At 70.5% G+C, this 13,017-nt stretch carries 11 protein-coding genes; 6 read left to right on the top strand and 5 right to left on the bottom strand.

The annotated features are described in order from the left end of the window. Nucleotide 1 precedes the first annotated feature (1 nt). The 4 genes from efeB (at nucleotide 2) to ACLJPL_RS17100 (ending at nucleotide 5,243) form a co-directional block, all read left to right on the top strand. The gene (gene efeB / locus ACLJPL_RS17115) at nucleotides 2–1,357 is read left to right on the top strand and encodes an iron uptake transporter deferrochelatase/peroxidase subunit (RefSeq protein ID WP_411081692.1); all 1,356 of its coding nucleotides are present in this window, start codon (nucleotides 2–4) and stop codon (nucleotides 1,355–1,357) included. A 73-nt stretch (nucleotides 1,358–1,430) separates the two neighbouring features. Next, nucleotides 1,431–2,366: a prephenate dehydratase gene (gene pheA, locus ACLJPL_RS17110; protein WP_411081691.1), complete on the top strand. Its 936-nt coding sequence runs from the start codon at nucleotides 1,431–1,433 to the stop codon at nucleotides 2,364–2,366. Between the two features lie 778 nt (nucleotides 2,367–3,144). Next, entirely contained in the window at nucleotides 3,145–4,422 is a 1,278-nt protein-coding gene (gene serS, locus ACLJPL_RS17105; RefSeq protein ID WP_411081690.1) for a serine--tRNA ligase, read from the top strand. Then, entirely contained in the window at nucleotides 4,419–5,243 is an 825-nt protein-coding gene (locus tag ACLJPL_RS17100; RefSeq protein WP_411081689.1) for an HAD family hydrolase, read from the top strand. Before serS ends, ACLJPL_RS17100 begins: the two co-directional genes overlap by 4 nt. Nucleotides 5,244–5,321: 78 nt before the next feature. Here the strand turns inward: ACLJPL_RS17100 and ACLJPL_RS17095 are convergent, their stop codons facing one another. The 5 genes from ACLJPL_RS17095 to ACLJPL_RS17075 all read right to left on the bottom strand — a co-directional run bounded on the left by ACLJPL_RS17095 (nucleotide 5,322) and on the right by ACLJPL_RS17075 (nucleotide 10,042). Continuing rightward, a complete protein-coding gene (locus ACLJPL_RS17095) occupies nucleotides 5,322–6,029 on the bottom strand; it encodes a hypothetical protein (RefSeq protein ID WP_411081688.1) in 708 nt (235 codons plus the stop codon). Nucleotides 6,030–6,376: 347 nt separating this feature from the next. After that, nucleotides 6,377–7,096, bottom strand: a complete 720-nt coding sequence (locus tag ACLJPL_RS17090; protein WP_411081687.1) for an ABC transporter permease — start codon at nucleotides 7,094–7,096, stop codon at nucleotides 6,377–6,379. Nucleotides 7,097–7,126: 30 nt separating this feature from the next. Continuing rightward, a complete protein-coding gene (locus ACLJPL_RS17085; protein WP_411081686.1) occupies nucleotides 7,127–8,038 on the bottom strand; it encodes an ABC transporter ATP-binding protein in 912 nt (303 codons plus the stop codon). Continuing rightward, nucleotides 8,035–8,943, bottom strand: a complete 909-nt coding sequence (locus ACLJPL_RS17080; protein WP_411081685.1) for an ABC transporter permease — start codon at nucleotides 8,941–8,943, stop codon at nucleotides 8,035–8,037. The genes ACLJPL_RS17085 and ACLJPL_RS17080 overlap by 4 nt, the downstream gene beginning before the upstream one ends. Continuing rightward, on the bottom strand, nucleotides 8,933–10,042 hold the full coding sequence (locus ACLJPL_RS17075) for an ABC transporter ATP-binding protein (protein WP_411081787.1): 1,110 nt from the start codon (nucleotides 10,040–10,042) through the stop codon (nucleotides 8,933–8,935). The genes ACLJPL_RS17080 and ACLJPL_RS17075 overlap by 11 nt, the downstream gene beginning before the upstream one ends. 302 nt (nucleotides 10,043–10,344) lie before the next feature. Between ACLJPL_RS17075 and ACLJPL_RS17070 the strand changes: the two genes are divergently transcribed. Both ACLJPL_RS17070 and ACLJPL_RS17065 read left to right on the top strand, forming a co-directional pair. After that, nucleotides 10,345–11,196, top strand: coding sequence for a M24 family metallopeptidase (locus ACLJPL_RS17070; protein ID WP_411081684.1), 852 nt, complete (start codon nucleotides 10,345–10,347; stop codon nucleotides 11,194–11,196). Continuing rightward, on the top strand, nucleotides 11,193–12,965 hold the full coding sequence (locus tag ACLJPL_RS17065) for an SDR family oxidoreductase (protein WP_411081683.1): 1,773 nt from the start codon (nucleotides 11,193–11,195) through the stop codon (nucleotides 12,963–12,965). Before ACLJPL_RS17070 ends, ACLJPL_RS17065 begins: the two co-directional genes overlap by 4 nt. Nucleotides 12,966–13,017 lie beyond the last annotated feature (52 nt).

Below are 13,017 nucleotides of genomic sequence, written 5' to 3'. Positions count from 1 at the left end.
CGTGAGCAAGACCAGGAAGCAGGACCGGGACGGGGCCGGCACGGCCCCCTCCCCGAACACCGGTACCCCCGACAGTCCCGACACCTCTGCCATCCCTGCCCCCTCCGCCCCCGGCGTCTCGCGGCGGCGGCTGCTGGGCGGTGTCGGTGCGGCGGGCGCCACCGGGCTGGTGCTGGGCGCGGCGGGCGGGGCGGCCGGGTATGCGGCGACCCGCTCCGACGCGCCGGCCGCCCTGACGAGCGTCGGTTCCACCGAGGCGATGTTTCACGGGAAACATCAACCGGGAATCACCACTCCGCTTCAGGCCCGGGGCCATCTCGTCGCCTTCGACCTGGTGTCGGGCGCGGGGCGCAAGCAGGCCGCGGCCCTGATGCGGCGCTGGTCGGCGGTGGCCCGGGAGCTGATGGCGGGCCGCCCGGCGGCGGGCTCGGCGGACGGGCCCGGCCATGACACCGGGGTCGCGCTGGACGCGGGCCCCTCCTCCCTCACGATCACCTTCGGCTTCGGCCGTACGTTCTTCGCGCGTACGGGACTGACCTCCCGGCTGCCCGCCGCGCTGGACCCGCTGCCCCCGTTCTCCTCCGACCAGCTCGACGCCCAGCGCTCGGACGGCGACCTGTGGGTGCAGATCGGGGCCGACGACGCGCTCGTCGCCTTCCACGCGCTGCGGGCCGTCCAGAAGGAGGGCGCGGGGACGGTACGGGTGCGGTGGCAGATGAACGGCTTCAACCGCACCCCCGGGGCCACGGCCCGGCCGATGACCGCCCGCAACCTGATGGGCCAGATCGACGGGACCGGCAACCCGAAGCCGGCCGACGAGGACTTCGACCGGCGGATCTTCGTGCCCGCCTCCCCCGGCGCCCCGCAGGAGTGGCTGGAGGGCGGTTCGTACGCCGTCGTCCGCCGGATCAGGATGCTGCTGGACGACTGGGAGAAGCTGCCGGTGGACCGCCAGGAGCGGGTCATCGGGCGGCGCAAGGCGGACGGGGCCCCGCTGAGCGGCGGGAGCGAGACCACGGAGATGGACCTCGACAAGGCGGGCCCGGACGGCAGGCTCGTGATCCCCGACAACGCCCACGCCCGGATCTCCTCCCCCGAGAAGAACGGCGGGGCCGCCATGCTGCGGCGCCCGTTCTCGTACCACGACGGGATCTCGCAGGACGGCACTCCGGACGCGGGGCTGCTCTTCGTCTGCTGGCAGGCGGATCCGTTCAAGGGCTTCGTGCCCGTGCAGCGCAAGCTCGACCGGGGCGACGCGCTGTCGCCGTTCATCCGGCACGAGGCGAGCGGCCTGTTCGCGGTGCCGGGCGGGGCGGCGGAGGGCGAGTACGTGGGGCAGCGGCTGCTGGAGTCCTGAGGCCCGCGCGCCCCGGTCCGACCACATTCCGGAACGGCCGGGCCCCCGTCGTACGGCGCAATAGGGTGAGCGTATGTCAGCCACGCGCTACGCCTATCTCGGTCCCGAAGGCACCTTCACCGAGGTCGCCCTCCGCACGCTCCCGGAAGCAGCCACCCGCGAGCTCGCCCCGATGGTCTCCGTACCGGCGGCCCTGGACGCCGTGCGCAACGGGGAGGCGGCGGCGGCTCTCGTACCGATCGAGAACTCCGTCGAGGGCGGCATCACGGCCACGCTCGACGCGCTGACCAGCGGCGAACCGCTGATGATCTACCGCGAGGTGCTGCTCTCCATCACCTTCGCGCTGCTCGTACGGCCCGGCACCAAGCTGTCGGACGTCAAGACGGTCACCGCGCACCCGGCCGCCCAGCCCCAGGTGCGCAACTGGATGGCGGCCCACCTCCCGCAGGCCGTGTGGGAGTCGGCCGCGTCGAACGCTGACGGCGCCCGGCTGGTCCAGGAGGGGCGCTACGACGCCGCGTTCGCCGGCGAGTTCGCCGCGGCCACCTACGGCCTCGAACCGCTGGTGACGGAGATCCACGACGCCGAGAACGCCCAGACCCGCTTCGTCCTCGTGGGCCGCCCCGCCCGGCCGTCCGCCCCGACCGGGGCCGACAAGACGTCCGTCGCGATCTGGCTCGGCGACGACCACCCGGGCGCGCTGCTGGAGCTGCTCCAGGAGTTCGCGGTGCGCGGCGTCAACCTGATGCTGATCCAGTCGCGCCCGACCGGCGAGGGCATCGGCAATTACTGCTTCGCCGTGGACGCGGAGGGGCACATCGCGGACCGGCGGGTGGGGGAGGCCCTGATGGGGCTGAAGCGGATCTGCCCGAAGGTCCGGTTCCTCGGTTCGTACCCACGGGCGGGCGTCTCGCCCGACGAGATCCGGCCGCCGCGGGCGGGTACCTCGGACAGCGCCTTCACCGAAGCCTCCGACTGGCTGGCGCGCAGCCAGGACGGGCGACTCTGACGGCGTCCGGTCAGGGTTCGACCACCGCCCGGCGACGGCCCGGCCTCCCGGGCCACTCTGTGCGCTGCATGCGCTGCGTGCGCTGCGTGCGCTGCGTGCGCTGCGTGCGCTGCGTGCGCTGCGTGCGCTGCGTGCGCTGCGTGCGCTGCGTGCGCTGCGCTGTGATCCTACTTACAGACAGTCAGTCGCCCACAGAGTTATCCACAGGATCGCTTCTCGACCTGGGGACAAGTCGACACCGCAATGCGACATCGTCGACAAATCAACGCAGGATCCTCGGATGCATCCACAGGGGGTTGAGTCGCCATGAGCCCCCGCACGTACCCCGAATTCCCTTGATCAACTCCCGATTGCGACGAATTGCCACCCGAATGAGCGTGCGAGAGCAGGTTTCAGCGAGGAATCCAGGGGGATCGAGGGGCCTTCGTCCACCTTCCGGAACATTTCGTTCCGACATCCACAGAACTTCTTCACAGCCTGTGGATAACTATTCCGAAAGACCCCCTCCTGTGGACAACCATCGAAGGCGACCCCCTTCAACTCCCCCTCCAGCCAAGGTCGGTACGTCAAGAGAAGCCGCGCCTTCTGCCCGGTTCAGGGGAGTCGGCCGCCCTTATTGACGTACGCCGACACCCGACTCAACGCACCCCGCACTCCACATCCCGCACCCCACCTCGCGATTCACCACCAGGAATATCAATTCCGGCAATTCGGTCAAAGTGACACGCTCGGCAATAGCGGTTCGAGTACGGGAACTGCGCACCGGTAGCCTGGAGCGGTGATTGACCTTCGCCTGCTCCGTGAGGACCCCGACCGTGTTCGCGCCTCCCAGCGCACCCGCGGAGAGGACGTCGCGCTCGTCGACGCCCTGCTCTCCGCCGACGAGCTGCGCAGGTCGTCCGGCGTCCGCTTCGACGAACTCCGCTCCGAGCAGAAGCAGCTCGGCAAGCTGATCCCCAAGGCCACCCCCGAGGAGCGCGCCGAGCTCCTCAAGAAGGCCGATCAGCTCAAGGCCGACGTCAAGGCGGCCGACGCCGCCCAGATCGACGCCGACGCCGAGGCCAAGCGCCTGCTCCTCCAGCTCGGCAACATCGTCCACGAGGACGTGCCGGTCGGCGGCGAGGAGGACTTCGTCGTCCTGGAGACGCACGGGACCATCCGGGACTTCGGCGCCGAGGGCTTCGAGCCCAAGGACCACCTGGAGCTCGGCGAGGCGCTCGGCGCGATCGACATGGAGCGCGGGGCCAAGGTCTCCGGCTCGCGGTTCTACTACCTGACGGGCGTCGGCGCCCTCCTGGAGCTCGCCCTCGTCAACGCGGCGATCGCCCAGGCCACCGAGGCGGGCTTCGTCCCGATGCTGACCCCCGCGCTGGTCCGCCCGCGCGCCATGGAGGGCACCGGCTTCCTCGGCCAGGCCGCGGAGAACGTGTACCACCTGGAGAAGGACGACTACTACCTGGTCGGCACCTCGGAGGTGCCGCTCGCCGCGTACCACATGGACGAGATCATCGACGCGGACAAGCTGCCCCTGCGTTATGCCGGCTTCTCCCCGTGCTTCCGCCGCGAGGCAGGGACGTACGGCAAGGACACCCGCGGGATCTTCCGCGTGCACCAGTTCGACAAGGTCGAGATGTTCTCGTACGTCGACCCGGCTGACGCCGAGGCCGAGCACCGCAGGCTCCTGGAGTGGGAGAGGCAGTGGCTCACCGGCCTCGAACTGCCCTTCCAGGTCATCGACGTCGCGTCCGGCGATCTCGGCGCTTCGGCCTCGCGCAAGTTCGACTGCGAGGCGTGGATCCCGACGCAGGGCAAGTACCGCGAACTGACCTCCGCGTCGAACTGCGACAGCTTCCAGGCCCGCCGCCTCTCCGTCCGGATGCGCGAGGACAAGAAGGTCCGGCCGCTGGCCACGCTGAACGGCACCCTCTGCGCCGTACCGCGCACGATCGTGGCGCTCCTGGAGAACCACCAGCTGCCCGACGGTTCGGTCCGGGTGCCCGAGGTGCTCCGTCCGTACCTGGGCGGGCGCGAGATCCTGGAACCGGTCGCCAAGTGACCTTCCCCTACAAGCTCGTCGCGACCGACCTCGACGGCACGCTGCTGCGCGCGGACGGCACGGTCTCCGAGCGCACGCGCGAGGCACTGACCGCCGCCGCTTCGGTCGGCGCCGCGCACATCGTCGTCACCGGGCGCTCGGTCCCGTGGACCCGTTACGTCCTGGACGACCTCGGTTACGACGGTCTCGCCGTCTGCGGCCAGGGCGCGCAGGTCTACCACGCGGGCGAGCACCGGCTACTGACCTCGCTGACCCTGGACCGGCAGCTCGCCGGGCTCGCGCTGTCCAAGGTCGAGGCGGAGGTCGGCCCGCTGGCGCTGGCGGCCAGCCGTGACGGCCTGGAGGGCGAGGTGCTGGTCGGCCCCGGCTACCAGGTGCACGAGGGGCCGCTCCCGTACGTCTTCGTGGACGATCCCGCCGAGATGTGGGCCGCCCCGCTCAACAAGGTCTACCTCCAGCACCCGGAGCTCGACGACGACGCCCTGGCCACCGCGGCCCGGGCGGCCGTGGGCAACCTGGTCGACGTGGTCATGGCGGGCCCGGGGATAGTGGAGATCCTGCCGCTCGGCCTGAGCAAGGCGACCGGCCTCTCGCTGGCCGCCCGCCGGCTCGGCGTGAAGGCGGCCGACACCATCGCCTTCGGCGATATGCCGAACGACATCCCCATGTTCGGCTGGGCGCAGCACGGCGTGGCCATGGCCAACGCCCATGACGCCCTGAAAGCCGTGGCGCACGAGATCACGGCGTCCAACGACCACGACGGCATCGCGGTGGTCCTGGAGGAGCTGCTCCGCTCGGGTTCCCTCCCCGCACCGCACTGACGCGAGTCCTCCCGCCGGCCTTCGGTCCTGCCCGCCGCCGCTGGATTCCAGCGGCGGCGGGCAGGGCCTTCTCAGGTCTCAGCGACGCCCGGTGCGGCGGCGCAGGTCCTTCATCTGATGCGCGAAGGCGTCCATGCGCGCGTCGAACCGGGCGTCCATCCGCACGATGTCCTGCGCCAGATCCGACAGCCGCACGCTCATCGCGCCGACCACCTGCTGCATCGCCTCCACCTTCCGGTCCAGGCTGTCCAGCCGCTCCGACATCCGGCCGAGCACCGGCCCGAGCTCCTGGAGCGCACTGCCGACGTCGGCGAGGCAGCTCTCGATACGGGTGACCCGCAGATCGAGCGAGTCGTACCGTGCCCGCAGCGAATCCTCCGCGTCGAGAAGATACGTACGGACGCATCGGGCGATGTCGCTATCGCGAAGAAGCATGGCGACGTTGAGGACGGTTCGGCGGGTGAAAAGCCGGAGCTGCGTGGCCGCCTGTGGATAACTTTCCACCCCCTCACCCTTCCATAGCGACATCATGTCGCTATGGAAGGATCGCAGGTCAGCGCCACGCAGCAGACGCATCCCGTTTTCGGCGAACTCCTCCTGATGGCGATCTGTGAGCCTTCTGACCGAGGCTGTGGATACTTCGAAGTAACGTGCCACGCCCTCTGTGCGAACGTGAATTCCGTCCGGGAGCATGACAAGGCTCTTGACCTTGTCGAGGATGTCGACGCGCCCCATCTGCTCGACGCGCAGCGCGCGTGATTCGAGCAGGGCGACTTCCGTGGGCATGGGCATGCCTTCCGTACGAGGGAATGACAAGGGACGGCCCCTACCCCGGGCTGCGGGGGTGGAGGACGCTCACGGTTGCCACTCACTCGATGACCGGACCGGTGGGCTCTGCCTCACCCGGGTCCGGCACTCCCCGATTTCACGAACGCTACGACGCCACGGATTCCAGTTGCCTCCACGCACCCTGACCAACGACCCGATAAACGTACGGTTACGCGCACATCCGTCCGGATCACCGGCTCATACGACGACAGCCCCCAGGGCGACGGCTCATACGACGACCCCCGCCCCTGGTTTCTTCCGGGGCGGGGGTCGTCGTACAAGCTGTCCGGGGCCTCAGCCCGGGCTCACTCCTCGCCGGCCAGCTTCAGCGCGCGCAGCTTCTGGCCCGCGTACCAGGTGGCGGCCACCGTGACGCCGACCAGCAGGATCGTCGCGAGCGGCAGGCCCACGTCCGAGGTGACCATCCCCTGACCGGCCACCTTCTCGGCGACGGCCAGGGACCACTGCTGGACGCTGAGCGTCCGCGCGCCCGGCACCAGGCTGCCGAAGAGGGCCTCCCAGACCAGCGCGTACACCAGTCCGATGACCACCGCGTGGCGGCTGATGGTGCCCAGGAGCAGGAACAACGCGCTGTACGCGATCGAGGCGACCAGCGCCGCGATCGTGTAGGCGACGGCGATCTGCTGCCCGTTGCCGTTCAGGATCAGGCCCGCGATCAGGGTGGGCAGCGCGGAGAAGGCCATGGTCACCGCGATGGCGACGATCAGCTTGGTGAAGATGATCGTGGGCCGCTTCACCGGCTTGGCCAGCAGGTAGACGATCGAGCCGTCGTCGATCTCGGGGCCGATCGCCCCGGTCCCGGCGATCACCCCGATCAGCGGCACCATCGTGGCGATGGCGAACCCGCCGAGGACGCTGGAGGCGACCTGGTCGTCGACTCCGGCGAACGTGCGGACCGCCACCGCGATGGCCAGCAGCAACGCGGGAAGGACGAACAGGATGGCGGCCCGGCGCCGGCCGAGCAGGGCCCGGTAGGTGAGCCGGGCGACTGTGGGGTCGTACATGACGGTGCACAGCTCCTTTCAGGCCACTACTCAGGCCGCTACGAGGTAGGAAAAGACCGATTCGAGGGACTCGTCGGACGGGGAGACGGTCAGCAGCCGGATGCCCTGTTCCCGGGCGACCTTCGGCAGCAGTTCGGTGAACCGCCCGAAGTCGACGGCCTGGACGCGCAGGGCCTTCTCCGTGAGGTCGACCTCGATGCCCGCCGTCGACGGGTCGGCGATGAGCGCGGCCGCCAGGGCCCGGTCGTCGCTGGAGCGGACCAGATAGCGGTGCGGCCGGTCCGTCATCAGCCGGCGGATCTTCCGGAAGTCGCCGGAGGCCGCGTGCCGCCCCGCCACGATCACCTCGATGTGCGAGGCCAGCTGCTCGACCTCTTCGAGGATGTGGGAGGAGAACAGGACCGTACGGCCCTCGGCCCCCATCCGCCGCAGCAGCTCCATCAGCTGCATCCGCTGCCGCGGGTCCATCCCGTTGAACGGCTCGTCCAGCAGCAGCACGGACGGCTCGTGGACCAGCGCGGACGCCATCTTCACGCGCTGGCGCATGCCCTTGCTGTACGTGGAGATCTTGCGGTCCTGCGCGTACTCCATCTGGACCGTGGCCAGCGCCTTCTGCGCCTGGGCCGCCCCCAGGCCCTGGAGTTCGGCGTTGGCGACGACGAACTCCTTGCCGGTCAGGAAGTCGTACATCCCCTCCCGCTCCGGGACGATGCCGATCTCCTTGTAGACGCTCTCGTTGCGCCAGATCGTCCGCCCGTCGAGCGTGACCTTTCCCGTCGAGGGGGCGAGGAATCCGCCCATCATGTTGATGAGCGTGGACTTTCCGGCGCCGTTCGGGCCGAGCAGTCCGGTGACGCCGGGGCCCACGGTCATGGAGACGTCGTTGACGGCGACCACATTGCCGAACCAGCGCGAGGTGTGGTCGATCTCGATGGTGGTCACAGCCCGACCCTCCGGTAGCGGCGCATCAGGACGGCGTACGAGCCGGCGACGAGCGCGAGAACAACGAACAGGTAGACCACGCCGGTCCCGGCCCCCGGGCCTTCCCCTCCGGGGAAGGCGGTGGTGGCGCCGAGGAACGCGGTCTGTACGCCGTCGATCAGGGTGATCGGCGAGAAGAGGCCCAGCCACTCCACGGCCCCCGTCGAACCGGTCTCCCAGGCGATGGCCTGGATCGTGGAGACGGCGCCGTAGGAGATCGTCAGCAGCGCGATCACCGCGGCGACGCCGAAGCCGCGGCGCGGGGTCAGCGCGGCCATCACCAGGCCGAGCCCGGCGAACAGCACGGACAGCAGCGCCACCGACACCAGCCCCTGGCCGAACCACTTGGTCTGGTCGAGGAAGTCGAACTTCGCGAGCAGGGAGCCCGCGTAGAGGATGAGCAACGGCGCGCCGGTCAGGATGAAGAGCGCGGAGGCCATGGCGGCGAACTTGGCGACGACGTAGTCGGCCCGTTCGATCGGCCGCGAGAAGTAGAGAGGGACGCTCTTGAAGCGGAGGTCCCTGGAGACCGCCTGCGGGGCCTGCGCGGCGATGAACAGGCCGATGACCGCCTGGAGGTAGATCGCGTACGAGGTGTACTTGACCACCAGCTTCGTGGCGTCCGGCGCGGCCATGGAGACGGCCACCAGGATCGCCGCGACCAGGGCCATCACGCCGAACAGGAGCATGGGAAGCACCTTGGACTTGGCGGAACGGCCGAGTCCGAAGGAGCCCCGGAGGGTCTGCGAGTAGAGCGAGCGGCGGGCGTAGGCCCGGCCGAGCCGCCTGCCGTCGTAGGAGCGGTAGCCGATGTTGTGGATCCGGGAGGTGTCGCGCCCGGCCGCGGTGCTGGTCTCAGTGCTCATCGCGACCGCTTCCCTTCTGCTGTACGGCCCCGGTCTGCTGCGGCGCCCCGGCTGTCGCGGCCTGCTGTACGGCACCGGCCTCGGCGGTGGCGGTGGCGGCCTCGGCTCCGGCACCGGCCCCGGCGGTGGCGGTCTGGACCGGGACGGCGGTGGTGGTGGCCTGCTGTACGCCCCCGGAGGCGGTGCGCGCCCCCTCCTGTTCGGTACGGAAGACCTCGGCGATGTGGTGGCGGCGCTGCTCCATGCGGATCAGGCCGAGACCGAGCCCGGCGACGCTGTCGCGGACCAGGTCGTACGTCTCCTCGCCGGTGGCCTCGACGAGCAGGATGTGGCCCGCGCCCGGCAGCCCCTGTGCGTCGAGTCCGTCGTGGCCGATCAGCGCGACCCCGGCCTCGGTCAGGGTCCGGCGCAGGGCGTCGGTGCCGTCGGGATGGGTGTCGCTGTCGGTCACCTCCACGGCGAGGGTGGTGGTGATCTGGGTGAAGTCGCTGGTGGAGCTGGAGCGCAGCAGGGCGCCGCCGTCGATGACGACGACGTGGTCGCAGGTGCGTTCCAGCTCGCCCAGGAGGTGCGAGGTCACCAGGACGGAGATGCCGAAGTCGGTGTGGATGCGGCGGATCAGGCCGAGCATCTCGTCGCGGCCGACCGGGTCGAGGCCGTTGGTCGGCTCGTCGAGGAGCACCAGCCGGGGGTCGTGGACCAGGGCCTGGGCCAGCTTCACCCGCTGCTTCATGCCGGTCGAGTAGCCGCCGATGGGGCGGTAGCGCTCCTCGTAGAGGCCGACGTGGCGCAGGGTGTCGGCGGTGCGCTCGCGGGCCGCGGTGGGCGGCAGCCCGGACATTCGAGCCATGTGCACGACAAATTCGGTCGCCGACACATCGGGGGGCAGGCAGTCGTGCTCCGGCATGTAGCCCACCTGTTCCCGGATGGCGGCGCCGCTCGTCGACACATCGAGCCCGAGCACCGCGGCCCGGCCCTCGGTGGCGGGGGAGAGCCCCAGGAGGATCTTGATCAGCGTGGACTTGCCGGCTCCGTTGGACCCCACCAGACCGGTCACACCTGGTCCGATGTCCAACGTGAGCCGGTCGAGCGCGGTCACCCGGGGGAACCGCTTGCTCAGGGCTTCGGTAGCGATAACGGCAGTCACAGGGACGACGGTAGTGGCGCGGGCCACAGGGATCGTCAGCCCTGACGGCTGGATCGGCATCAGACTCCAGGCGTACGGCCCCGTAGGGGGGCCCCGCGAAGGAGGAGCCCCGGACTCCGGGCGCGGGAGGAACCGCCCGGCCCGGAGTTGTCCACAGGCCGTGCACACCCCTTGACGTAGCCGCTGGACATTGTCACATTCATCAGTGTCAGGTTACGGGCACGTACCGCACACGACAGGGGACGGACGGTGGCATGACCTCGGCAGCGCAGGACGAAAACGCCCCGGAACTGCGGGGGTTCAGGGAAGTGCAGCGCCTCGCCTACGCCTGCGCCGAGGCCGTCGCCGGTCAGCTCAGGTCAGGGGTGACCGAGCGCGAGGCGGCCCGGATGCAGCGGGTGTGGCTGCGGGAGCGGGGAGTGCGGGACTGGTTCCATCTCCCGTTCGCCTGGTTCGGCGACCGGACCGCTTTCGCCGGGTTCAAGGTGCCGCTCCAGTTCTTCCCGACCAACCGGAAGCTGGAGCCGGGCATGCCGTTCATCCTGGACATGGCCCCGGTCTACAAGGGCTTCACCGCTGACATCGGCTATTCGGGCTGCCTGGGCCTCAACCCGCTGCACGACAAGCTGCTCGCGGACCTTGAGGCGCACCGTGAGCTGATCCTGCGGGAGGTGCGCGAGCGCCGTTCGCTCCGCGAGATCTATGAGGACGTCGAACACCTCATGACCGCCCAGGGATACGCGAACAGGCACCGCGCCTACCCCTTCGGCGTGATCGCCCACAAGGTGGACCGCGTGGCCGAACGGCGTTGGTCGCCGCAGGTGTTCGGGTTCGGCACGCAGTCCCTCAAGGGGCTGGTGAGCGACGCGGTGCACGGCCACCGGGACGGCTGGTCCCCGCTGTGGAGTCCGTACCGCTTCTCCGACCATCCCCCGCGGCCCGGGCTGTGGGCGGTCGAACCGCACCTCGGATTCCGGGGTACGGGCGCGAAGTTCGAGGAGATCCTCGTCGTCACCGACTCCAGGGACCCCGAGCAGAGCGCCTTCTGGCTGGACGACGATCTGCCGCATGTGCGGCGCTGGGCCGAGGAGAGGGTGGCGGCGTGAATCTGCCGGGAGCGCGCGAGCGCAGGGTACGTACGGGTGGCGTCGAGCTGTGCGTCGCCGAGCTGGGCGACGGGGACCGGCCCACGGTGGTGCTGGTCCACGGGTACCCGGACAGCAAGGAGGTCTGGACCCAGGTCGCCCTGAAGCTGGCCGACGACTGGCACGTGGTGCTGTACGACGTCCGGGGCCACGGCGAATCGACCGCGCCCAAACCGCTGCGCGGCGGCTTCACGCTGGAGAAGCTGACCGACGACTTCCTCGCGGTGATCGACGCCGTCAGCCCGGACCGGCCGGTGCATGTGGTCGGGCACGACTGGGGTTCCGTGCAGTCCTGGGAGTTCGTCACGGTCGGGCGGACCGAGGGCCGGATCGCCTCCTTCACCTCGATGTCCGGCCCGTCCCTGGACCACTTCGGGCACTGGATCAAGCAGCGGATGACCCGGCCGACCCCGCGCAGGGTCGGCCAACTGCTCGGCCAGGGCGCCAAGTCCTGGTATGTGTACATGCTGCACACGCCGGTGCTGCCGGAGCTGGCCTGGCGCGGGCCGCTCGGCAAGCGGTGGCCCCGGATCCTGGAGCGACTGGAGAAGGTCCCCGCGGGCGACTACCCGACCGCCTCCCTGCCCGACGACGCGGCGCACGGGGCCTGGCTCTACCGCGACAACGTCCGTGCCCGGCTGGGCCGGCCGAGGGCCGACGCCTACGCCCACGCACCGGTCCAGCTCATCACGCCGACCGGCGACTCCTTCCTCTCCGAGCGGCTCTACGACGACCTGGAGCAGTGGGTCCCCCGCCTGGTGCGCCGGTCGCTGCCGGCCAAGCACTGGGTGCCGCGCACCCGGCCCGATCAGCTGGCCGCGTGGATCGGTGAGTTCGCCGCCGCCAACGAGGCGGACGGCCAGGAGGGTCCGGCGCCCCAGCAGCAGGCGGCGAAGGGGCCGTACGCGGAGCGGTTCGGCGGTCAGCTGGTCCTGGTGACGGGTGCGGCCTCCGGTATCGGGCGGGCCACGGCCTTCGCCTTCGCCGAGGCGGGCGCCCGTGTGGTGGCCGTGGACCGTGACGCGGAGGGGGCCGCCAGGACGGCGGAGCTGGCCCGGCTGGTCGGGGCGCCGGCGGCCTGGGGCGAAGCGGTCGACGTCAGCGACGAGACGGCGATGGAGAAGCTCGCCGACCGGGTCGCCGCCGAATACGGCATCGTCGACGTCCTGGTCAACAACGCCGGGATCGGCCTCTCCGGCTCCTTCCTGGAGACCACGAGCGAGGAGTGGAGGAAGGTCCTCGACGTCAACCTCTGGGGTGTCATCCACGGCTGCCGGATCTTCGGCAAGCAGATGGCCGACCGTGGCCAGGGCGGCCATATCGTCAACACCGCCTCCGCCGCGGCCTTCCAGCCCTCACGCGCCCTGCCCGCGTACAGCACGTCGAAGGCGGCCGTGCTGATGCTCAGCGAATGCCTGCGGGCCGAGCTGGCGGAGAAGTCGATCGGGGTGAGCGCCATCTGCCCCGGCATCGTCAACACCAACATCACCGCCACCACCCGCTTCGCCGGGACCGACACGGCGGAGGAGCAGCGGCTGCGGAAGCGGACCACCCGGCTCTACGGGCGGCGCAACTACCCGCCGGAGAAGGTCGCCGAGGCCATCCTCAAGGCCGTCATACGCAACCAGGCCGTGGTGCCGGTGACTCCGGAGGCACGGGGCGCCCGGCTGCTCTCGCGCGTCAGCCCCGGGATGCTGCGGTCCGTCGCCCGGCTGAAGCCGCCGCTGTGAGCGGGACCGGCGCGGGACCGGGGGCCGGGACCCGGCCGGGGCCCAGGTCCGC

The sequence above is a fragment of the Streptomyces sp. cmx-18-6 genome (assembly GCF_046548915.1).
Classification (GTDB): domain Bacteria; phylum Actinomycetota; class Actinomycetes; order Streptomycetales; family Streptomycetaceae; genus Streptomyces.
This window is presented reverse-complemented; position numbering and strand designations above follow the sequence as displayed.

What these genes read in the sequence shown, in the direction of transcription:
- pheA (WP_411081691.1), top strand. Translation starts at nt 1,431, where the DNA reads ATGTCAGCCACGCGCTACGCCTATCTCGGTCCCGAAGGCACCTTCACC.
- ACLJPL_RS17095 (WP_411081688.1), bottom strand. Translation starts at nt 6,029, where the DNA reads ATGCCCACGGAAGTCGCCCTGCTCGAATCACGCGCGCTGCGCGTCGAG.
- ACLJPL_RS17090 (WP_411081687.1), bottom strand. Translation starts at nt 7,096, where the DNA reads ATGTACGACCCCACAGTCGCCCGGCTCACCTACCGGGCCCTGCTCGGC.
- ACLJPL_RS17080 (WP_411081685.1), bottom strand. Translation starts at nt 8,943, where the DNA reads ATGAGCACTGAGACCAGCACCGCGGCCGGGCGCGACACCTCCCGGATC.
- ACLJPL_RS17070 (WP_411081684.1), top strand. Translation starts at nt 10,345, where the DNA reads ATGACCTCGGCAGCGCAGGACGAAAACGCCCCGGAACTGCGGGGGTTC.